The 20,993-nt window shown below is 69.0% G+C and carries 15 protein-coding genes; 10 read left to right on the top strand and 5 right to left on the bottom strand.

Features of this window, described 5'->3' with window-relative positions; genetic code table 11:
• The first annotated feature begins 64 nt into the window (after positions 1–64).
• Complete coding sequence (locus AADZ78_RS24480; protein WP_204903308.1) at positions 65–6,787, top strand: PE family protein; 6,723 nt, start codon at positions 65–67, stop codon at positions 6,785–6,787.
• A gap of 3 nt (positions 6,788–6,790) precedes the next feature.
• Here the strand turns inward: AADZ78_RS24480 and AADZ78_RS24485 are convergent, their stop codons facing one another.
• Complete coding sequence (locus tag AADZ78_RS24485) at positions 6,791–7,558, bottom strand: fructosamine kinase family protein (protein WP_085251104.1); 768 nt, start codon at positions 7,556–7,558, stop codon at positions 6,791–6,793.
• Entirely contained in the window at positions 7,555–9,201 is a 1,647-nt protein-coding gene (locus AADZ78_RS24490) for an acyl-CoA synthetase (RefSeq protein WP_085251105.1), read from the bottom strand. Before AADZ78_RS24490 ends, AADZ78_RS24485 begins: the two co-directional genes overlap by 4 nt.
• Before the next feature lie 140 nt (positions 9,202–9,341).
• Here AADZ78_RS24490 and AADZ78_RS24495 point away from each other — a divergent pair, with 140 nt between their 5' ends.
• Positions 9,342–10,076: a crotonase/enoyl-CoA hydratase family protein gene (locus tag AADZ78_RS24495; protein ID WP_239655310.1), complete on the top strand. Its 735-nt coding sequence runs from the start codon at positions 9,342–9,344 to the stop codon at positions 10,074–10,076.
• Between the two features lie 74 nt (positions 10,077–10,150).
• On the opposite strand, the gene AADZ78_RS24500 is transcribed toward AADZ78_RS24495, so the two are convergent.
• Positions 10,151–11,362: a cytochrome P450 gene (locus tag AADZ78_RS24500; protein WP_085251107.1), complete on the bottom strand. Its 1,212-nt coding sequence runs from the start codon at positions 11,360–11,362 to the stop codon at positions 10,151–10,153.
• Positions 11,363–11,390: 28 nt separating this feature from the next.
• Here AADZ78_RS24500 and AADZ78_RS24505 point away from each other — a divergent pair, with 28 nt between their 5' ends.
• The gene (locus AADZ78_RS24505) at positions 11,391–12,101 is read left to right on the top strand and encodes an acetoacetate decarboxylase family protein (RefSeq protein WP_085251108.1); all 711 of its coding nucleotides are present in this window, start codon (positions 11,391–11,393) and stop codon (positions 12,099–12,101) included.
• Positions 12,102–12,166: 65 nt separating this feature from the next.
• On the opposite strand, the gene AADZ78_RS24510 is transcribed toward AADZ78_RS24505, so the two are convergent.
• A complete protein-coding gene (locus AADZ78_RS24510; protein ID WP_085251109.1) occupies positions 12,167–13,198 on the bottom strand; it encodes an LLM class F420-dependent oxidoreductase in 1,032 nt (343 codons plus the stop codon).
• Between the two features lie 154 nt (positions 13,199–13,352).
• On the opposite strand from AADZ78_RS24510, the gene AADZ78_RS24515 reads away from it, so the two are divergent.
• The 7 genes from AADZ78_RS24515 to AADZ78_RS24545 all read left to right on the top strand — a co-directional run bounded on the left by AADZ78_RS24515 (position 13,353) and on the right by AADZ78_RS24545 (position 20,275).
• Positions 13,353–14,345 (top strand): Zn-ribbon domain-containing OB-fold protein, encoded by a 993-nt coding sequence (locus AADZ78_RS24515; RefSeq protein ID WP_085251110.1) that lies wholly within the window; start codon positions 13,353–13,355, stop codon positions 14,343–14,345.
• A gap of 16 nt (positions 14,346–14,361) precedes the next feature.
• Positions 14,362–15,420 (top strand): thiolase domain-containing protein, encoded by a 1,059-nt coding sequence (locus AADZ78_RS24520; protein WP_085251111.1) that lies wholly within the window; start codon positions 14,362–14,364, stop codon positions 15,418–15,420.
• Between the two features lie 49 nt (positions 15,421–15,469).
• Positions 15,470–16,639, top strand: a complete 1,170-nt coding sequence (locus tag AADZ78_RS24525) for a thiolase domain-containing protein (protein WP_085251112.1) — start codon at positions 15,470–15,472, stop codon at positions 16,637–16,639.
• Between the two features lie 8 nt (positions 16,640–16,647).
• Positions 16,648–17,529 (top strand): TIGR03619 family F420-dependent LLM class oxidoreductase, encoded by an 882-nt coding sequence (locus AADZ78_RS24530; protein ID WP_085251200.1) that lies wholly within the window; start codon positions 16,648–16,650, stop codon positions 17,527–17,529.
• Positions 17,526–17,930, top strand: coding sequence for a nuclear transport factor 2 family protein (locus tag AADZ78_RS24535; RefSeq protein ID WP_085251113.1), 405 nt, complete (start codon positions 17,526–17,528; stop codon positions 17,928–17,930). The genes AADZ78_RS24530 and AADZ78_RS24535 overlap by 4 nt, the downstream gene beginning before the upstream one ends.
• Positions 17,931–18,219: 289 nt before the next feature.
• Positions 18,220–18,360 (top strand): hypothetical protein, encoded by a 141-nt coding sequence (locus tag AADZ78_RS24540; protein ID WP_169726333.1) that lies wholly within the window; start codon positions 18,220–18,222, stop codon positions 18,358–18,360.
• Positions 18,350–20,275: a hypothetical protein gene (locus tag AADZ78_RS24545; RefSeq protein WP_085251114.1), complete on the top strand. Its 1,926-nt coding sequence runs from the start codon at positions 18,350–18,352 to the stop codon at positions 20,273–20,275. The genes AADZ78_RS24540 and AADZ78_RS24545 overlap by 11 nt, the downstream gene beginning before the upstream one ends.
• A gap of 485 nt (positions 20,276–20,760) precedes the next feature.
• On the opposite strand, the gene AADZ78_RS24550 is transcribed toward AADZ78_RS24545, so the two are convergent.
• Entirely contained in the window at positions 20,761–20,976 is a 216-nt protein-coding gene (locus AADZ78_RS24550; protein WP_085251115.1) for a DUF1778 domain-containing protein, read from the bottom strand.
• Positions 20,977–20,993 lie beyond the last annotated feature (17 nt).

Raw genomic sequence — 20,993 nt, forward strand, 5'->3', positions numbered from 1 at the left:
AGATCTGCCAATTGTGTCGAGGGTGGCGACGCAATTCACCTTTTACGGTGCTCGGAGCCGCCTGATGTCGTACGTATTCGCCTCGCCAGATCTCATCGCGGCTGCGACCGAAAACTTTGCCGGCATCGGCTCGGCCGTCAGCGGCGCCAACGCAGCGGCAGCGGCCTCGACAACACAGCTGCTGGCAGCGGGCGCCGACGAAGTGTCCGCCCGCATCGCGGCGTTGTTCGGCCTGCACGGCCAGGAATACCAAGCACTCAGCGCGCGGGCGGCGGCGTTTCATGAGCAGTTCACCGCCGCGTTCGCCAGCACCGCCAACGCGTACGCCACCGCGGAGGCGACCAATGTCGGACAAATCCTGCTGGACCTGATCAATGCGCCAACCCAGTTCCTGTTGGGGCGTCCTCTTATCGGCAACGGCAGCAACGCGACCACACCCGGCGGCAACGGCGGGGACGGCGGGATTTTGTGGGGCGACGGTGGCAATGGCGCGCCCGGCGCAGCCGGTCAGGCCGGCGGGGCCGGCGGATCCGCCGGGTTCTGGGGTAACGGGGGTGCCGGCGGGGCCGGCGGTGCGGGCGGGGCCACCGGCGGGGCCGGCGGCAATGGCGGGTGGTGGGTCGGTGTCGGCGGCGTGGGTGGCACCGGCGGAACCGGCGGCGGCACGGGCGGGGCCGGCGGTCACGGCGGGTTGATCTGGGGCGGCGGCGGAGCCGGAGGTACCGGCGGTTACGGCGGCGGCACCGGCGGTGCCGGCGGCCGCGCGGAGTGGCTGTTCGGTGGCGGCGGCACCGGCGGAGCTGGAGGTGCCGGCACCGACGGTGCTGCCGGCGGCGGAATGGGCGGGCCGGGCGGACAGGGCGGCGCCGGCGGGGCCGGCGTCTTGTTGGCTCCCGGCGGGACCGGCGGGGCCGGCGGGATTGGCGGTGCCGGCGGCGTGGGCAGTGTGGGCGCGGTAGGCGGCGCGGGCGGGCTTGGCGGTGTCGGCGGCAACGGCGGCGCAGGGGGCCAGGGCGCGCCGCTGCTGGGCGCCGGCGGACACGGCGGTGCCGCTGGTGCCGGCGGGGTCGGCGGGGCGGGTGGGGCCGGCGCCGACGGCGCCGTCGCGGGCCTGGGCGGCATCGGGGGCGACGGCGGTACCGGCGGTACGGGCGGCACCGCCGGTCAGGCCGGGCCCGGCGGAGCCGGTGGCCTGTTGAGCTCCGCCGGCGCGGCGGGCAGCACCGCTGCCGGTGGGACGGGCGGGGCCGGCGGCGCCGGTGGCGCCGGAGCGGCCGGCGCCGATGCCGCCGTGGCGTCCGGGGCCGTAGGTGGTGCCGGGTTCGCCGGCGGGAACGGCGGGACCGGCGGTCACGGCGGCAACGCGGCCCACGGCGGTGCCAACGGCTCCGGCGGGGTCGGCGGGGCCGGGGGCGTCGGCGGGGCCGGCGGGACGGGTGGGTCGGGCACCGTGGCCGGCAGTGTCGGCGGGGACGGCGGCACTGGCGGTACCGGCGGAATGGGCGGGGCCGGTGGCGCGGCCGGCACGGGCGGCACCGGAGGCACCGCCGGCGGCTTCGGCATCAGCGGGCAGGGCGGCCAGGGTGGCCGCGGGGGGCTCGGCAGTACCGGCAGCCACGCCGCCCCCAACAGCGGCGCGACCGGCGGCACCGGCTTCGCCGGCGGCAACGGCGGTACCGGCGGCCAGGGCGGCAACGCCGCCCCCGACGGCATCAACGGCAACGGCGGTATCGGTGGCATTGGCGGCTTCGGCGGGTTCGGGGGCCAGGGTGGGTCGGGCACCCTGGCCGGCAGCGTCGGCGGCGACGGCGGCATGGGCGGCGCCGGCGGAGCAGCCGGGGCCGGCGGCGCGGCGGGCACGGGCGGCACCGGTGGCATCAACGGCCGCGGCGGCACCGGCGGGCTCGGCGGCCATGGCGGTGTCGGTGGGGCCGGTAGTGATGGCGCCAACGCCGCCCCCAACAGCGGCGCGACCGGCGGCGCCGGCTTCGACGGCGGCAACGGTGGCGCCGGCGGCAGTGGTGGCAACGCCGCCCCGGGCGGCTTCAACGGCAGTGGCGGCATCGGCGGCGCCGGCGGCGCCGGCGGCCAGGGCGGCCAGGGCGGGTCCGGCACAGGCGCCGGTAGCGCCGGCGGCGCCGGCGGCAAGGGTGGCGCTGGCGGGCACGCCGGAGCCGGTGGCGTGGCCGGCACGGGCGGTACCGGCGGGGGCACGGGTCCCGCTGGCGTCGGCGGTACCGGCGGCGACGGCGGCGTCGGCGGAACCGGCAGTATGGGCGCAAGCGCCGCCCCGAACAGCGCGGCGACCGGCGGCACCGGCGGCGCCGGCGGTGCCGGCGGCCAAGGCGGCCAGGGCGGCAACACCGGATTCGGCGGCGTCAACGGCAGCGGCGGCACCGGCGGCCGCGGCGGCTTTGGCGGGCTCGGGGGCCAGGGCGGGTCCGGCATGCTGGCCGGCAGCGCCGGCGGCACCGGCGGCACCGGGGGCGCGGGCGGGGACGCCGGAGCCGGCGGCGCGGCCGGCACGGGCGGCGCCGGCGGCATCGACGGCAGCGCGGGTAACGGCGGCACCGGCGGCCAGGGTGGTCTCGGGGGATCCGGCAGCGCCGGTGCCAACGCCGACCCCAACAGTGGCGAAACCGGCGGCACCGGCTTCGCCGGTGGCACCGGCGGCCAAGGCGGTCAAGGCGGCAACACCGGTGTGGGCGGCAGCAACGGCATCGGCGGCCGCGGCGGCCAGGGTGGATTCGGCGGCACCGGCGGCACCGGCGGATCGGGCACGCTCGCCGGCAGCGTGGGCGGTGCCGGCGGCACCGGCGGGGCCGGAGGCGATGCCGGTGCGGGCGGCGCCGCCGGCACCGGCGGGATCGGCGGCGGGGCGGGAACTGCGGGCACCGGCGGCCAGGGCGGCCTCGGCGGCTTTGGCGGCAGCGGTAGCGCGGGCATCGCCGCCCCCGACAACACCGGCACCACCGGTGGCGACGGCTTCGCCGGCGGTGCCGGCGGCGCGGGCGGCCAAGGCGGCAACACCGGTGCGGGCGGTATCAACGGCTCCGGCGGCAAGGGCGGTGCCGGCGGCACCGGCGGCAGTGGCGGCCAGGGCGGATCGGGCACTCTGACTGGCAGCGTCGGTGGTGACGCCGGCACCGGCGGCGCCGGTGGCGCAGCCGGCGCTGGTGGCGCGAAGGGTACTGGCGGAACCCACGGGAACACCGGCACTTCGGGCTTCGGCGGCTTCGGCGGCCAAGGGGGCTCCGGTGGGCAGGGCAGTGCGGGTAGCAACGCCGCTGCTAACAGCGCCGCAACCGGCGGCACCGGCTTTGCCGGCGGCGCCGGTGGGGCGGGCGGCCAAGGCGGCAACGCCGGGGCGGACGGAATCAACGGATCCGGAGGCACCGGCGGTGCCGGCGGAATCGGCGGCATGGGTGGCACCGGTGGGTCCGGCACCCTGGCCGGCAGCGTCGGTGGCGACGGCGGCGTCGGTGGCACCGGCGGTCACGCCGGCGTAGGTGGTGCCGCCGGCACCGGCGGCACGGGCGGCACGGCGGGCAGTTACGGCATCGGGGGTACCGGCGGAATCGGCGGTACCGGCGGGATGGGCAGCGCGGGCACCGACGCCGCGGGCAACAGCGGCGCGAAGGGCGGCATCGGGTTCGCCGGCGGTGTCGGCGGTGCCGGCGGCCAAGGTGGCGACACCGGGGCGGGCGGCGTTAACGGCGATGGCGGCCGCGGTGGCACCGGCGGCACCGGCGGCACCGGCGGCGATGGCGGGTCGGGCACGCTCGCCGGCAGCGTCGGCGGCGACGGCGGCGTCGGCGGCACCGGCGGTCACGCCGGAGCCGGCGGCGCTACCGGCACCGGGGGCACCGGCGGAGCCATCGGCGACGCCGGCAAGGGCGGCACCGGCGGACTCGGCGGCACCGGTGGAACCGGAAGCAAGGGCCTCGACGCCGCCGCCAACAGCGCCGCGACGGGCAACCCCGGATTCGCCGGCGGTGCCGGCGGTGTCGGCGGTCAAGGCGGTGACACCGGGTCGGGTGGTCTCAACGGCGACGGCGGCACCGGCGGCTTCGGCGGCAGGGGCGGCATGGGCGGCTCTGGCGGGTCGGGCACACTGGCCGGCAGCGACGGCGGCGACGGCGGCATCGGCGGTCAAGGCGGCACCGCGGGCGTAGGTGGTGGTGCCGGCGCCGGCGGCACCGGCGGCGCAATCGGCGCGGCGGGCACAGGTGGCACCGGTGGCCGGGGCGGCTTCGGTGGATCCGGGAGCAAGGGCCTCGACGCCGACCCCAACACCGGCGCTACCGGCGGTGCGGGTTATGACGGTGGTGCCGGCGGTGCGGGCGGCCAAGGCGGAAATTCCGCGCCAGGCGGTTTCAACGGCTCCGGCGGAGCCGGCGGTCTCGGCGGCACCGGCGGCTTCGGCGGAACCGGCGGGTCGGGAACGCTTGCTGGCAGCGTCGGTGGCGATGGCGGCGTCGGCGGTCAAGGCGGAGATGCTGGCACAGGTGGCGGTGCCGGCACCGGCGGCACCGGCGGCACGACCGGCCCAGGTGGTATCGGCGGCCAGGGCGGCACCGGCGGCTTCGGCGGGACTGGGAGCGCGGGTAGCGCCGCTGCCGCCAACTCCGGCGCGGACGGCGGCGACGGCTTCGCGGGCGGAGCCGGCGGGGCTGGTGGCAAGGGCGGCAATACGACCGCCGGCGGGTTCAACGGCAGCGGCGGGTTCGGCGGGATCGGCGGCAACGGTGGCAGCGGCGGCACCGGCGGGTCGGGCACACTCGCCGGCTCGGCCGGCGGCGACGGCGGCGGCGGCGGAGCGGGAGGGGCCGCAGGTGCGGGCGGCGCCGCGGGCGCCGGCGGCACTGGCGGCGTCGCCGGCGGCTCGGGCGTCGGCGGGACCGGCGGCAAGGGCGGCACTGGTGGGTCCGGCAGCAACGGCACCAGCGCGGCTGTCGATTCCGGCGCCGCTGGCGACGACGGCTTCGCCGGTGGCGCGGGCGGGACCGGCGGCGTCGGCGGTGACGGCGTTGGCGGCATTGGCGGCGGCACCGGCGGTCTCGGCGGTAACGGGGGCTTCGGCGGCAACGGCGGCAACGGCGGCAGTGGCACCGCTGGCGGCTCCGACGGCGGAGTTGGTGGAACCGGCGGCAAGGGCGGCAACGCCGGCGCCGGGGGTACTGGAGGCGCCGGCGGCGGCAACGGCGGCCAAGGCGGCACAGGTGGACTCGGCGGCAATGGCGGCATGGGCGGCAGCGGCAACGTTGACGGCTCCGACGGCGGAGACGGTGGCGCCGGCGGCGCAGGTGGCAATGCCGGCGCCGGCGGGGCCGGCAACGGCGGTAAGTCTGGCGACACCGGCACCGCCGGTAGCGGCGGCACCGGCGGCGACGGTGGCACCGGCGGCACGGGCAGCAACGGCGTCGTCGCAACCGCCGGCGCCACCGGCGGCGATGGCGGCACCGGCGGAAACGGCGGCGCCGGCGGCGACGGTGGCGCCGGCGGCGACGGCATCGGCGGCGTCGGCGGCGGCAACGGCGGCCGCGGCGGCAACGCGGGCAGCGGCGGCACCGGTGGAACCGGCGGCACCAGCACCGGGGCCGCCGCCGGCGGCATCGGCGGCGACGGCGGCATGGGTGGCGCCGGCGGAAATGGCGGCAACGGCGGCCTCGGCGGCGCGGCCGGCGACGGCGGCGGCATCGCCGGCGCCATGGGCACCGCCGGAAACGGCGGCACCGGCGGAGCCGGCGGTCAGGGCGGCACCGGCGGCGCCGGTGCCAATCCCACACCCATCGCGGGCGGGCAGGCAGCCGACGGCTCCAACGGCGATCCCGGTATGCCCGCGGGTGAAAACGGCGAGCCCGGCGCCAACGGTGTCACCGACGGCGAGCGCGGCGGCGCCGGCGGCGCTGGCGGCACCGGAACCAGCACCAGTCCGTTAACCGCCCAAGGCGGCGACGGCGGCAAGGGTGGCAACGGCGCCACCGGCGCGGACGGGGGCATCGGCGGCCGGGGTGGTGACGCTGAGCAAGCGCACGGCAACGGCCCCGCCCAGGGCGGCACCGGGGGCGACGGCGGCGACGGCGGCGCCGGCGGCGACGGCGGCAATGGCGGCGACGGCGGCGACATCGTCAGCCCAGGTTCGTTCGATCCAGACCTCGACAGTACTGGCGGTGACGGCGGCAACGGCGGCAACGGCGGCGCAGGCGGCATCGGCGGCAACGGCGGCAACGGCGGCAAAGGCGGCAACTTCGAACCCGGCGGCAAAGGCGGCAACGGCGGCAACGGCGGCACCGCCAACGGACCCACGAGCGTGGGCGGCACCGGAGGCAACGGCGGCAAAGGTGGGACCGGCGGCAACGCCGGTACCGTCGGTGATCTCACCGGCGTCGTCGGTGGCGTTGGTGGCGTCGGCGGGGCGGGTGGCACCGGTGGTGTCGGGGCGGCCGGCAGCGCCGGCGGGGCCGGAGGAACCGGAGGCGCGGCCTTCACTGCCGATGGCGGCGACGGCGGCAACGGCGGTAACGGCGGCGCCGGCGCCAACGGCGGTTTCGGGGGTAACGGCGGCGACGGCGGCGCCGGCGGGCTCGGGCCGAACGGCACCGCCGTCGGCGGAGCGGGTGGTGCCGCCGGCGTCGGCGGCGACGGCGGCGACGGCGGACTCGGAGGCGTCAGGGGTGCCGGCGGGAATTCCTCTGGCGCTAACCCCGGCGCTGACGGCACGGACGGCATTGACGGCGCCGATGGCATAGTCGGAGCCGACGGCTTCCCAGGCAATCCGGGTTAGCGCCTAAACGGCCAGCGCGGCCCGGGCGGCGGCATGCGTGCGCCGCGCGTGCCCACCGCCGAACAGCACCACATGCGCCAGCAGCGGAAACAGCTGGCGCAGCCCAATGCGATTGCGCCACCCGGGTTTCAGCGCTCGCACCCGCTGGTAACCGTCGAGGATGGCGTCGTAATGCGGGCAGCCGAATAGCGCCAGCATCGCCAGGTCGGTCTCGCGGTGGCCGGCGTGTGCAGCGGGGTCGATGAGCACCACCCCATCGGGCGTCCACATCACGTTGCCGCCCCACAAGTCCCCGTGCAGCCGAGCCGGCGCGTCATCGTCGTCGAAATCGCCTGCGCGGCACCGGTCTACGACGGACTCGATCGCGCTCCGGGTCGCAGCATCCAGTCGGGATGCCGCTGACTCGGCCATCGGAATCAGCTGCTCTTCGGCGTAAAAGTCGCCCCACCGCCGGTGCCGCCGCAGCGACATCGGTAAGGGCTGCGATAACGGACCGAAGAAGCCGGACCCCTCCCAGCCGTCGGGTCCGGCGCCGAACGCCGGCGCGCCCGCGTCGTGCATGACGGCCAGCCGACTTCCGAACACCTGCGCCGCCTCGCGGCTCGGAGGCACCGAATCAAGCCGTCGCAAGGTGAGGCTGGTGGCGTCAGAAGAAAGGACCTGCGCGCAGGGCACACCGCCGTCGACACTCGAAAGCCATTGCAGCCCTGCAGCTTCCCACGCAAAGTAGCCGGCGGGCGCACCCGGGTGGTGTTTGACGAAGACTGTCACGCACCGGTCGTCACATGACTCGCCCGCACGTCGTCGGCCGGTCGTGCCTCGGTCTGCTCCTTGGCCCATCGGTAGTCCGGCTTGCCGGCGGGTGAGCGCTTCACCTCGTCGACGAACCAAACGCTGCGCGGCACTTTGTATCCGGCTATCTCGGAGCGCACAAACTGATCCAGCTCGGCCAGCGACGGCCGGCAACCAGCCCGAGCCTGCACGACGGCGGCCACCTGCTGGCCGTAGCGCGGATCCGGCACACCGACCACCAGGGCATCGAAGACGTCGGGATGACCCTTCAAAGCCGCTTCGACTTCTTCGGGGTAGATCTTCTCGCCGCCGCTGTTGATCGACACCGAGCCGCGCCCCAGCATGGTGACCGTGCCATCTTCCTCGACCTGCGCGTAGTCGCCGGGAATCGCATAGCGCACACCGTTAATGGTGCGGAAGGTGTCGGCGGTCTTCTTCTCGTCCTTGTAGTAGCCGATCGGGATGTTGCCCTTCTTCGCGATGAAACCGCGCACCCCTGAGCCGGGCTTCACCTCGTTGCCGTCCTCGTCGAGCACGACGGTGCGGTGGTCGATGCTAACCCGCGGGCCGCCGGTGTGCGCCTGACCCGCGGTGACGATGCTGGTACCACCAAATCCGGTTTCCGACGCACCAATTGAGTCCGTGATGACTCGATTAGGCAGCAGCTCAAGGAGTTTCTCCTTGATGCTCGGCGAGAACAGCGCCGCGGTGCTCGCCAACAAGAACAGCGACGACAAGTCGTAATCGTTTTCCGCGGACAGCGCGTCCAGCAATGGACGGGCCATCGCGTCACCGGTAAAGAACAGCAGGTTCACCTTGTGCTCGTGAATCGTGCGCCACACCGCATCGGCGTTGAATTCCGGTGCCAGCACGGTGGTTTGACCCGAGAAGAGTGACATCCAGGTGGCCGACTGGGTGGCGCCGTGAATCATCGGCGGGATCGGATAACGGATCATCGGCGGATTCGCCGCCGCAGCCTTGGCCAGATCGTATTCGTCCTTGATGAATTCGCCTGTCGCGAAGTCGGTTCCGCCGAACAGCACGCGATAGATGTCCTCGTGACGCCACATCACGCCCTTCGGGAAACCGGTTGTGCCGCCGGTGTAGAGCAGATAGATGGCGTCGGCGCTGCGCTCGCCAAAGTCGCGCTCGGCCGAGCAGTCAGCGAAGGCCGAATAGAACTCGATGCCTTCGTAGCGCTGATAGTCCTTGTCGCTACCGTCCTCGACCACCAGGACCGTCTTGACGTTGGGGGTGTCCGGTAACACGTTGGCGACGCGGTCGGAGTACTGGCGCTCGTGCACCAGCGCGACCATGTCGGAGTTGTCGAACAGGTAGCGCAGTTCGCCCTCGACGTAGCGGTAGTTGACGTTAACCAGGATGGCGCCCGCTTTGACGATGCCGAGCATCGCAATCACGATCTCGATGCGGTTGCGGCAGTACAGTCCGACCTTGTCGTCCTCCTGCACACCCTGGTCCATCAGGTAGTGCGCCAGGCGATTGGCTTTCTCTTCCAGTTGGGCGTAGGTCAGCTGCTCATCACCGCAGATGAGGGCTACCCGGTCGGGCACAGCGTCGATGGCGTGCTCAGCGAGATCGGCAATATTCAGGGCCACGGCCACTAAACTAGAACGTGTTACATTTCTTGACAAGCGAATGCCCAATGTCGAGCGAGAGGCGGTAGCCCGTGTCGGAGGCTCCAGCAAACGAATCCGGGCCCGACGCGCTGGTCGAGCAGCGTGGTCACACCCTCATTGTCACGATGAACCGGCCGCACGCACGCAACGCGCTGAGCACCGAAATGATGCAAATCATGGTCGACGCCTGGGACCGCGTGGACAACGACGACGACATCCGGTGCTGCATTCTGACCGGGGCCGGTGGCTACTTCTGCGCCGGGATGGACCTCAAGGCGGCGACCAAAAGGCCGCCCGGCGACTCGTTCAAAGACGGCAGCTACGACCCGTCGCGCATCGACGCCTTGCTGAAGGGTCGTCGGCTAACCAAGCCGCTGATCGCGGCCGTTGAAGGGCCCGCGATTGCCGGCGGCACCGAGATCCTGCAGGGCACCGACATCCGGATCGCCGGTGAGAGCGCCAAGTTTGGCATCTCCGAGGCCAAGTGGAGCCTCTACCCGATGGGCGGTTCGGCGGTGCGCCTGGTGCGACAGATCCCCTACACGCTGGCCTGTGACCTGCTGCTGACCGGACGGCACATCAGCGCCGCCGAGGCCAAGGAGATCGGCTTGATCGGGCACCTCGTGCCCGACGGACAGGCGCTGACCAAGGCGCTCGAGATCGCGGAGATCATCGAAAGCAACGGACCCCTCGCCGTACAGGCGATCCTGCGGACCATCCGCGAGACCGAGGGTATGCACGAGAACGACGCGTTCAAGATCGACACCCAGATCGGGATCAAGGTCTTCCTATCCGACGACGCCAAGGAAGGCCCGAAGGCGTTCGCCGAGAAGCGCAAGCCCAACTTCCAGAACCGCTAGCCCTCCCGCGCGAGCAGACGCAAAAGCGCCCATTTCGGCACGAAAATGGGCGCTTTTGCGTCTGCTCGCGCGGGCTAGCCCAACGGCGCGGTCGGCGTAAACACCACCGGCATCGACTCCAGGCCGCTGACGAAGTTTGCCGGCCGCAGCGGCAATGCCGATTCGGACGAGGCCAGCCGCAGGTCCGGCAGCCGCTTGAGCACTTTGCCCGTCATGATCGACAACTCCAATCGGGCCAGCTGGTTGCCCAGGCAGAAATGCGTGCCGAAGCCGAATGCCAAGTGGCTGTTCGGGTTTCGCCGAATATCAAACTTTTCCGGCTGGTCGAATACCGCTTCATCGAAATTGGCCGACTCGAACAGCAGCATCATCTTCTCGCCCTCACGCAGCGCGGTGCCGTGAAAGTCGGTGTCGGCGGTCAGGATTCGGCACATGTTCTTCACCGGCGCGGTCCACCGCAGCATCTCCTCGATGGCGCCCGGCAGCAACGACGGGTCGCGCTGCAGCAGGTCCCACTGGTCGCGGTTGCGCAGCAACTGCTCGGTGCCACCGCTCAACGTGTGCCTTGTGGTCTCGTCGCCGCCGATCAGGATCAGCAGCGTCTCCATAAGGAGCTCGTCGTCGGTCAGCCGCTCCCCGTCGACTTCGGAGCTCACCAATACGCTCACCAGGTCGTCGGTCGGCTGCTCGCGGCGGGCCGCGATCGTCGCCCTGGTGAAGTCGTTGTAGGCGGCAAACGCGTCCATGGAGACCTGGAAATCCTCTTCGGACACATGCGAACTCAGGAATGTCACCAGATCGTCGGACCATCGCAAGAACATTTCCCGCTGCTCCGGTCGCACGCCGAGCATGTCGCCAATAACCGCCATCGGCAGCGGCGCGGCCAGGTCGCGCACGAAGTCACACTCGCCGCGTTCACACACCGCGTCGATCAGCGCGTCGCACAGCTCACCGATCGATGCCTCCTTGTCCTTGACCCGCTTACGGGTGAAACCGGCGTTAACGAGCTTGCGCCGCAACAGATGTGCGGGATCGTCCATATCGATCATCATCGGCATGGCCGGCTGGTCGGGCCGGATGCCGCCGGCGTTGGAGAACAGCTCCGGCTGGCGTTCGGCGTCGATCACGGCCTGGTACGTCGATGCCGCGGCCAACCCATTGCGATCCCGAAACACCGGCTGATTGGCGCGCATCCACCGATACGCCGCACGAGCGTCACGACTGCCGTAGAACGTGCCGTCGGTCAGATCCACGTCGGGCTTGGTCCCAATCACGGCTTCAGTCATTCCATTCCTCCGCACTACAGTGAGCGTCATGTCCGTCTCGCAACACACCATTGCCGGCACCGTGCTGACCATGCCGGTCCGCATCCGCACCGCCAATCTGCACTCCGCGATGTTCTCCGTGCCCGCCGCCGCGGCGCAGCGTCTCATCGACTACAGCGGGCTCAACGTGTGCGAATACCTGCCCGGCAAAGCGATCGTCATGCAGATGCTGGTGCGCTACGTCGACGGGGATCTGGGGAAGTACCACGAATACGGCACCGCGGTCATGGTGAACCCGCCGGGCAGCCAAGCCAAAGGACCGAAAGCCCTCGGCAAGGCGGCCGCATTCATCCATCACCTGCCGGTGGACCAGGAATTCACCCTCGAGGCCGGCCGCACAATCTGGGGCTTCCCCAAGATCATGGCCGGCTTCAACGTCACACAGGGCCGCAAATTTGGCTTCGAGGTCAGCGCCGACGGCCAGCTCATCGCCGGCATCGAGTTCAGCCCGGGCCTGCCGCTGCCGACCGGAAAATCGCAGGTGCTCAAGACCTACTCCCACCAAGACGGCGTCACTCGGGAGATTCCCTGGGAAATGAAGATCTCCGGCCTGCGTGCCCGACTCGGCGGCGCTCGCTTGCACCTCGGCGACCATCCATACGCCAAGGAGCTCGCCTCGCTGGGTCTGCCGAAGCGCGCGCTGATGTCGCAGTCGGCGGCCAACGTGGAGATGACCTTCGGCAACGCACACGCCATCTAAAGGCAACCCCATCCGGCCAATCTAGAACGCGTTCTAACGCCCTGGCAAGGACTGCTTAGACGAGCTTACACAAGCTCGGCAAGGTCGCGGACCTGCTCAACACTGCGGGCAGCCACCACCATCATGGTCACGCCGGCGGCCTCCCAGGCCACGATCTGCTTACGCACGTAGTCGAGATCGCCGACGATCATGGCGTCGTCGACGAGTTCGTCGGGGATGATTTCGGCGGCTTTGTCCTTCTGGTTGGACCGGAACAACTTGGTGACCTCGTCGACCACCTCCGCGTACCCCATCCGGCGATAGACGTCGGCGTGGAAGTTGGTGTCTTCGGCACCCATGCCGCCCATGTAGAGAGCCAGGAACGGCTTGATTCCCGCGAACGCGGCCACCCGGTCCTCGGTAACGACGATCTGCGCGGTCGCACAGATCTCGAAGTCCTCGCGGCTGCGCCGGGCGCCCGGCCGGGCGAACCCCTCGTCCAGCCATTCGTTGTACGTGTCGGCCATCCGCGGCGAATAGAAAATCGGCAGCCAGCCGTCGCAAATCTCGGCGGCCAGCGCCACGTTCTTCGGTCCCTCGGCGCCCAGCATGATCGGGATGTCAGCACGCAACGGATGGGTGATGGGCTTCAAAGCCTTGCCCAGTCCAGTTGTCCCCGAGCCCGTCAGCGGCAACGGGTAGTGCGGACCGTCGCTGGTCACCGGCGCCTCCCGGGCCCACACCTGCCGGATGATGTCGATGTATTCGCGGGTGCGCGCCAGCGGCTTCGGGAACCGCTGGCCATACCAACCCTCGACCACCTGCGGGCCAGACACCCCCAACCCCAGAATGTGCCGGCCACCGGACAGATGGTCGAGCGTCAGCGCGGCCATCGCGCAGGCCGTCGGGGTGCGCGCGGACAGCTGCACCACCGAGGTGCCCAGCCGCACCCGCTGGGTCGACGAACCCCACCAGGCCAGGGGTGTGTAGGCGTCGGATCCCCACGCCTCGGCGGTGAACACGGCGTCGAATCCGGCGTCCTCGGCCGCGGCGACGAATTCCGCGGTGTGCTCCGGCGGTTGCGCGCCCCAGTACCCGAGCTGCAGTCCGAGCTTCATCCCTGCCTCCTTGATTGTCGCGACCCGCCGCGCCCGGCTTCGCCGCGCTTGCGATCGCTCCTCCTTGATTGTCGCGACCCGCCGCGCCCGGCTTCGCCGCGCTTGCGATCGCTCCTCCTTGAAACGATTCTTAGAACCTGTTCTACTCGAAGGCGTGACAGCCAGCTCGAGCGGCCCGACCCTGATCGATCACCCAGAGCCGCCTCTCTCCGCCCCGTTGACGTTGTCCTTCGACTACACCCGTTCGGTGGGCCCCACGCTTGGCAAGTTCTTCACCGCGTTGCGTGAGCGCCGCATCTTGGGCGTGCGCGGAACCGATGGCCGAGTGCATGTGCCGCCGGCGGAATATGACCCGGTTAGCTATGAACCGCTGGGCGAGATGGTACCGGTGGCAAGTGTCGGCACCGTCGCGTCCTGGACCTGGCAGCCCGAGCCGCTACCGGGCCAGCCGCTGGATCGCCCGTTCGCCTGGGCGCTGATCAAACTGGATGGCGCCGACACGCTGCTCATGCACGCCGTTGACGCAAAGACGCCCGACGCCATCAGTACCGGCACCCGGGTGCACGTGCACTGGGCCGACGAGACCGTCGGCGCCATCACCGACATCGCCTACTTCGCACTCGGTGATAAACCCGAGCCCGTCCAGGAGCCGGACGGCAATCAGGACCCGGTCACCATGATCGTCACGCCGATCGAACTGACCATCCAGCACACCGCCTCCCACGAGGAAAGCGCCTACTTAAGGGCCATTTCCCAGGGCAAACTGTTGGGCGCTAAAACTGGCGAAACAGGAAAAGTGTATTTCCCACCGCACGGTGCCGACCCGGCCACCGGACTGCCGACCACCGAGTTCGTCGAGCTGTCGGACAAGGGCACCGTGACGACGTTCGCGATCATCAACATCCCGTTCCAGGGCCAGCGCATCAAGCCTCCGTACGTGGCGGCCTACGTGTTGCTCGACGGCGCCGATATCCCGGTCCTGCACCTCGTTGCCGACGTCGACGCGCACCAGGTCCGGATGGGCATGCGCGTCGAAGCGGTGTGGAAACCTCGCGAGGAGTGGGGATTCGGCATCGACAACATCGAGTACTTCCGGCCCACCGGAGAACCGGACGCCGACTACGACACCTACAAACACCACCTGTAAAGGGCCTACTCGCACAATGAGCACTCGCAATGTCGCGGTGGTCGGCTTCGCCCACGCCCCGCATGTCCGCCGCACCGACGGCACCACCAACGGCGTCGAGATGTTGATGCCCTGCTTCGCGAAGCTGTACCAAGAGCTGGGCATCAGCCAGAAAGACATCGGCTTCTGGTGCTCGGGGTCGTCGGATTACCTTGCCGGACGGGCGTTTTCCTTCATCTCGGCGATCGACTCGATCGGCGCCGTACCCCCGATCAACGAGTCGCACGTCGAGATGGACGCCGCATGGGCCCTCTACGAGGCCTACATCAAGATCCTCACCGGCGAGGTCGACACCGCGCTGGTGTACGGCTTCGGCAAGTCCTCCGCGGGCACCCTGCGCCAGATCCTGTCCCGCCAGACCGACCCGTACACCGTAGCGCCACTATGGCCCGATTCGGTGTCGATGGCCGGGCTACAGGCTCGCCTCGGCCTGGACCAAGGCAAGTGGAGCCACGAACAGATGGCGCAGGTCGCCCTCGACTCCTTCGCCCAAGCCGAACGCAACGACTCCGAAAAGCCGGCCAAGAGCATCGACGAACTGCTCAACCGGCCGTTCTTCAACGATCCGCTGCGCCGTCACGACATCGCGCCCATCACCGACGGCGCCGCCGCCATCGTGTTGGCCGCCGACGACCGCGCCCGGGAGTTGCGTGAGAAACCTGCCTGGATAACGGGTTTCGAACACCGCATCGAGTCACCTTCGCTCGGCGTGCGCGATCTCACCACCTCGCCGTCCACCGCGGCTTCGGCCAAAGCCGCCGGTGGTAACACCGGAATCGACGTCGCCGAGATCCACGCCCCGTTCACCCATCAGCACCTGATTCTCACCGAGGCCATCGGGCTGAACGGCTCAACCCAAGTCAATCCCTCCGGCGGCGCACTGGCGGCCAATCCGATGTTCGCCGCCGGTCTGGAGCGCATTGGCTTTGCTGCACAACATATCTGGAATGGCACCGCGAAGCGGGTACTGGCGCACGCCACCAGCGGCCCTGCGCTGCAACAGAATCTGGTCGCGGTCATGGAAGGACAGCAGTAATGGCGCGTCGGCGACGAGCAGAGCGCAGCGATGAGGAGGAGCGGCGCTGATGACTAAGCAGCTTGCCGCGGTGCTTGGCACCGGGCAGACCAAGTATGTCGCCAAGCGCCACGACGTTTCGATGAACGGCCTGGTGCGCGAGGCCATCGACAAGGCGCTGCAAGATTCCGGGTCCACCTTCGACGACATCGACGCCGTCGTGGTCGGCAAGGCACCCGACTTCTTCGAGGGCGTGATGATGCCGGAACTGTTCATGGCCGACGCCATGGGCGCCACCGGCAAGCCGCTGATCCGGGTGCACACGGCGGGTTCGGTCGGTGGATCCACGGCGGTGGTCGCGGCCAGCCTGGTCCAGTCCGGCAAGTACCGCCGCGTGCTGGCGATGGCCTGGGAGAAGCAGTCGGAATCCAATGCCATGTGGGCCCTGTCGATTCCGATTCCCTTCATCAAGCCGGTCGGTGCGGGCGCCGGCGGGTATTTCGCTCCGCACGTGCGGGCCTATATCCGCCGCTCGGGCGCGCCGACGCACATCGGGGCGATGGTCGCGGTCAAGGACCGGCTCAATGGGAGCCGCAACCCGCTCGCGCACTTACAGCAGCCCGACATCACCCTGGAGAAGGTGATGCAATCCCCCATGCTCTGGGATCCGATCCGCTACGACGAGACCTGCCCGTCCTCGGACGGTGCCTGCGCCGTCGTCATCGGCAACGAGGAAATCGCGGATGCGCATCTGGCGCAAGGCCAACCGGTGGCCTGGATACATGCCACCGCGCTGCGCACCGAGCCGCTGGCGTTCTCCGGACGCGACCAGGTCAACCCGCAGGCGGGCCGCGACGCGGCCGCCGCGCTGTGGAAGGCCGCCGGAATCACCAGCCCGATCGACGAGATCGACGCCGCCGAAATCTACGTGCCGTTCTCCTGGTTCGAGCCAATGTGGTTGGAAAACCTCGGATTTGCCCCGGAGGGCGAGGGCTGGAAGCTTACCGAAGCCGGGGGCACGGCGATCGGTGGACGGCTGCCGGTCAACCCTTCCGGTGGTGTGCTGTCCTCGAACCCGATCGGCGCATCCGGGCTGATTCGGTTCGCGGAGGCGGCCATCCAGGTCATGGGCAAGGGCGGCGATCACCAGGTTCCGGATGTTCGAAAAGCCCTGGGCCACGCCTATGGTGGTGGCTCGCAGTACTACTCGATGTGGGTGGTCGGAAGGGACAAGCCATGACCGGCCGGATGAAATACACCTGCAGCATCGCCATGGGGCCGATCGACCAGCTGATCGGCATCGCCAAGACCGCAGAGGAAGTCGGGTTCGACTCGATCGCCTTGCCCGACTCGCTGTTCTTCATGGAGAAGGCGGCCGCCGACTATCCGTACACCCCCGACGGGTCGCGGATGTGGAACGAAAACACCCCCTGGGTCGACCCCTTGATCGCCGCCGGCGCGATGGGCGCCGTGACCTCGACACTGCGGTTCTACACCAACGTGATGAAGCTGGGATCGCGCAACCCGCTGCTGTTGGCCCGTCAGGTCGGCTCGGTGGCCAACCTGACCAATAACCGATTCGGATTCGGAGTCGGGATCGGCTGGGCACCGGAGGAATTCGAATGGTGCGGGGTCCCGTATAAGCGGCGTGGCGCGCGAGTCGACGAGATGATCGACGTGATCAAACTGGTACTCGCCGGCGGCATGGTCGAATTCCACGGCGAATTCTTCGATTTCGACCGGTTGCAGATGAGCCCGGCTCCCAGCGAGCCGGTGCCGTTCTACGTCGGCGGGCACACCGACGTGGCGCTGCGGCGCGCGGCCCGCATCGGCGACGGCTGGACCAGCGCCATGATGACCGGCGACCAGCTGGCCGAAACCATTACCAAGCTCAACGAATCGCGCGCCGAATACGGCCGCGCCGACCAGCCGTTCGAATTTCAGGCGGTTTGCATCGACAAGTTCGGCGTAGACGGTCATCGGCAGCTCGCCGAGATCGGGGTCACCGACAATATCGTGATCCCCTGGGTCTTCGACGGCCTGGGCTTCGACGCGCCGCTGGACAAGAAGCAGGACTCACTGAAACGCTTCGCCGACACCTACATCCACTCCGGCTGGCAAGACAAATGACCAATCTCGCACACGAGGCCGGCCGGCGGTCCCGCGAAGCGGTCCAAGCCCGCGACAAGGAAGCCTGGTTGGCGATATTCGCCGAGGACGCGATCGTCGAAGACCCGGTCGGGCCATCGGCTTTCGATCCCGAAGGCAAGGGGCACCGGGGCCGCGACGCGATCTCGGCCTTCTGGGACCTGGCCATCGCGCCCACCAGCAAGATCGAGTTCGTCTTCCGCGACACCTATCAGTGCGGCAACGAGGAAGCCAACGTCGGACACATCCTCATCACGACGGGCGGATACCAGATCACCGCCGAAGGCGTGTTCACCTACAAGGCCAACAACCGGGGTCAGCTGGTGGCGCTGCGCGCCTACTGGGAGATGGACAAAGCCGCCGCAAGCAGCCGAAAGGTCTAACGGCGACTGTGACCTGGCGACGCGGGCCCCTCACCCAGGTTGACAGAGAAGGTGCAGCGTTATCAGTAGCGAAGCGGGCTAACTCCGAGGTCGAGCCGATCGAAACGTCAGTGTCATGCGTAATGCCTCGCCGCCAGTGCGGTGTCGTGGTGCACATGCAGCCGGCGGTGCCACGGACGCGCCGCAACTCCTTACGGTACTTCGGCGATGCCACCGGGCCTGGACTTCTTCCAACTGCCGACGAAAATTCGCTAGCTGGTTGTCAGCGTGCTTCCGTAGCCTTGACTACATGCGCACTCGTGACAACACCGACGCCGAGTCGAGGTTGCTCGCCGCCGTGTGCCAGTCGATCCGCGAACAGAGCGGCGAACCGTCGAGCTGTCCGATCAACGAGTTGCTCGATGAGAGGGCCGACGCTCATGTCGGGTAAGTCTCGCTACCGGGGGCCGCGCGGCGGCAAGAGCACGCCCAAGCCCAACCCTCTGTTCGCTGCGGGCCGGGTGCCCGCTGCGCCCGGAAATCGGCCGCCGCCGTGGCTGCCGCCGCTCGGAAATCCGGTGACAGATGACCTGATGTCACACACCATGTCCTACTTGACGTCGCAGCCGCAGCTGATCGTCTGCGGACTGCTTGGATTGAACCCGCTGACAGAAGACGAGCGGCGCGAACTACTCGCCAGCATCAACCTTTACGACGCTCTCGAAACTGTTACCCGCCTGCAGGCGCAGTGGGACGTGGCCTACACGACCACTCAGGGCGTACGCGACGTTGAGGGGGATTTCCTCGCTGGCGGCGGCACCGGGGGTGTTTGCGAGAAGGCCCTCAACAGGATCGTCATTTACAACGACATGCTCATCTCGCCCCGTGCGACCGCGCAGCTTATGCGCGAGATCATCGAGTACGCCACAGCAGCCGACGCCGCACCGGTCATCGACCGCAACATACTGACGCACATGCTGCTGTCGATCACGACGGAACAGAACCTCAACTCCGAGTTCTCAGGCGACGTGCCCACCGCCGCCGAAATCGCGAAGCTTCAGTGCAAGCTGCCGAAGATGGGCGCTGAAGAGATGCACGAGTACGCCAAGCCGCTCATACAGGAGGAAATCGCGTCGGCGCTCTTCAACGCGCCGCTGAGATTGGAGATCGTGCTTTCGAACTCCTTCGACTTGTGGTTCACGGAGTGGGCGTCGAGGTCGAAGACGACCGGCCTGGGGGCGACGCCCGCGGAGGCCTTTAAGATCGCCACTGGTGTCGAACTACTCGACGTCATGCGTCTCGGACGCCGGATCATCAAGCGCAGCACCAAGAGCCATCAGGTCCAGTTCACCCGCGATGAACTACTGGCCGACGGCGCGCCGGAGTCCGCGATCGACTACCTTTTCGCGAACATGGCGCCGCGACTGGAGGACTTCAAGGCAAAGTTGCAGGAGGATCGCAACGCTGGGCCAATCAGCCATCAGCGCTACACCCTCACGCAGTACCCATTCCTGGCCGTCGATGACAACACATTCGTCGCCATCCGCCATCAATGGGCCCTCGACCGGCTATGCGGTGCACAGCTCTACTTCGAAGCGTGGGCCAGTTTCCGAGGAGCGCTGCGCAATCGGTTCAAGACTGCGATGAATGACACGTTCGAACAATTCGTCAGCGGGATTCTCCATCGCATCCACGACAAGTGCCCCCATCTGCGAGCGATCGTCGACGAAGACGAAATGCAGGCCGCGTGGACGCAGAAGAAGGGCGAAGCGCCGTCGGTCTGTGACTGGATGCTGTTCGGCAAAGACCATTGCATCGTGATCGACGCCACGAACCACGCGGTGAAAGCGGATGCGGCGCAAGGCCTTGCGAGTTGGGAAGAGTACAGCGCCGACGTCGAGAAAATCTTCATGGACACCGACAGCGGCAAGTACAGGCAACTACTCTCCACCATCGACCTCGTCCAGAAGCACGGCGGCTGGGAAAACGAAAAGGTCGACAACAAGACGATGTACGCCCCGCTCGTCATCGTGCCCGACGCCGGCGTCGTCACCGGACTGCTGGCTCAGTTTGACATCAATCTCCGAAGCATTAACGCGTTCAAGCATCTTCAGCCGCAGGTGTACGCCCCCGGGATCGTTCCGCTGTCAGACCTTCAGTTGCTCGAAGGGATGGCCGACATAGGGGCGAAGGGCGGAATGAATCCCAACATGATGGACTTGATCGCGAAATGGCGCACCGCCGCGTCCAAAGGTGTTGCGTCGCTGCAACTGTACTTGCTGAGCTATGGGATACCGATACTGCCCGTCAGTGACCACATAATGCACAACAGCCGTAGGATGATGAAGCTTCTCGACAAGCGCTAGCTACCATGGCCCAGATTCACGCGGAGCGGACGATCGCAGCATCGCCGGAGCAGGCACCAACGTCGGTGACACCCCTACAGATAACACTGTTACCCACGACGAAACCTAGCCCGTAGCGCCCAAACGCACGTCGGTAACAGCCCTACACACCCCAAAATCGGTTACAGATAAGGCCACCAAACCCCTGGCCATGGAGTTACCTGTGCAAGGCCTGCCGACCAACGAGGCACGCGGGAATGCGCGAGTATCCTCCCGACAATTCCCGCGAAACTCCGTCAGCGTCACGGATGCCCTAGGTGGGAGCTAATGAAAGATAGACCGATATCGTGTCGGCTGCCCGTCGGTCCAGACACACGTCTGCGCAGTTCCGGCACGCTGCGTGCGAAGGGCAGCGACGGCCAACTACTCTTCGAGAGAGCTCCTTCCGCAAGTGAACTCAGAGAGATCGTGCGCCTCGGTCAATCGCGTCGATTCATACATCGCCGCTACCGGCGGGTGACCTTCCTGGGTTCCCTTGCGGCAGCAGCCAACACAGCTGCATCATCGGCCACGTCAAGCGATGCAAGTAGAGCGTCGAACTGAGCGGCAGGCATAACAGTGATCTGGTCCTGCGCGAGCACCCGCCCGGCCCTTTCAGCAACGGCTCGTCGGACGAACTCCGACACCGGTTCATGAACTTGCTCCGCTGCCCGCGCGATCAGGTCGACGCTGTACGTTC

The organism is Mycobacterium riyadhense (genome assembly GCF_963853645.1).
Taxonomy (GTDB): domain Bacteria; phylum Actinomycetota; class Actinomycetes; order Mycobacteriales; family Mycobacteriaceae; genus Mycobacterium; species Mycobacterium riyadhense.

What these genes read in the sequence shown, in the direction of transcription:
- AADZ78_RS24480 (WP_204903308.1), top strand. Translation starts at nt 65, where the DNA reads ATGTCGTACGTATTCGCCTCGCCAGATCTCATCGCGGCTGCGACCGAA.
- AADZ78_RS24495 (WP_239655310.1), top strand. Translation starts at nt 9,342, where the DNA reads ATGAACCGGCCGCACGCACGCAACGCGCTGAGCACCGAAATGATGCAA.
- AADZ78_RS24500 (WP_085251107.1), bottom strand. Translation starts at nt 11,362, where the DNA reads ATGACTGAAGCCGTGATTGGGACCAAGCCCGACGTGGATCTGACCGAC.
- AADZ78_RS24505 (WP_085251108.1), top strand. Translation starts at nt 11,391, where the DNA reads ATGTCCGTCTCGCAACACACCATTGCCGGCACCGTGCTGACCATGCCG.
- AADZ78_RS24510 (WP_085251109.1), bottom strand. Translation starts at nt 13,198, where the DNA reads ATGAAGCTCGGACTGCAGCTCGGGTACTGGGGCGCGCAACCGCCGGAG.
- AADZ78_RS24520 (WP_085251111.1), top strand. Translation starts at nt 14,362, where the DNA reads ATGAGCACTCGCAATGTCGCGGTGGTCGGCTTCGCCCACGCCCCGCAT.
- AADZ78_RS24525 (WP_085251112.1), top strand. Translation starts at nt 15,470, where the DNA reads ATGACTAAGCAGCTTGCCGCGGTGCTTGGCACCGGGCAGACCAAGTAT.
- AADZ78_RS24530 (WP_085251200.1), top strand. Translation starts at nt 16,648, where the DNA reads ATGAAATACACCTGCAGCATCGCCATGGGGCCGATCGACCAGCTGATC.
- AADZ78_RS24535 (WP_085251113.1), top strand. Translation starts at nt 17,526, where the DNA reads ATGACCAATCTCGCACACGAGGCCGGCCGGCGGTCCCGCGAAGCGGTC.
- AADZ78_RS24540 (WP_169726333.1), top strand. Translation starts at nt 18,220, where the DNA reads ATGCGCACTCGTGACAACACCGACGCCGAGTCGAGGTTGCTCGCCGCC.
- AADZ78_RS24545 (WP_085251114.1), top strand. Translation starts at nt 18,350, where the DNA reads ATGTCGGGTAAGTCTCGCTACCGGGGGCCGCGCGGCGGCAAGAGCACG.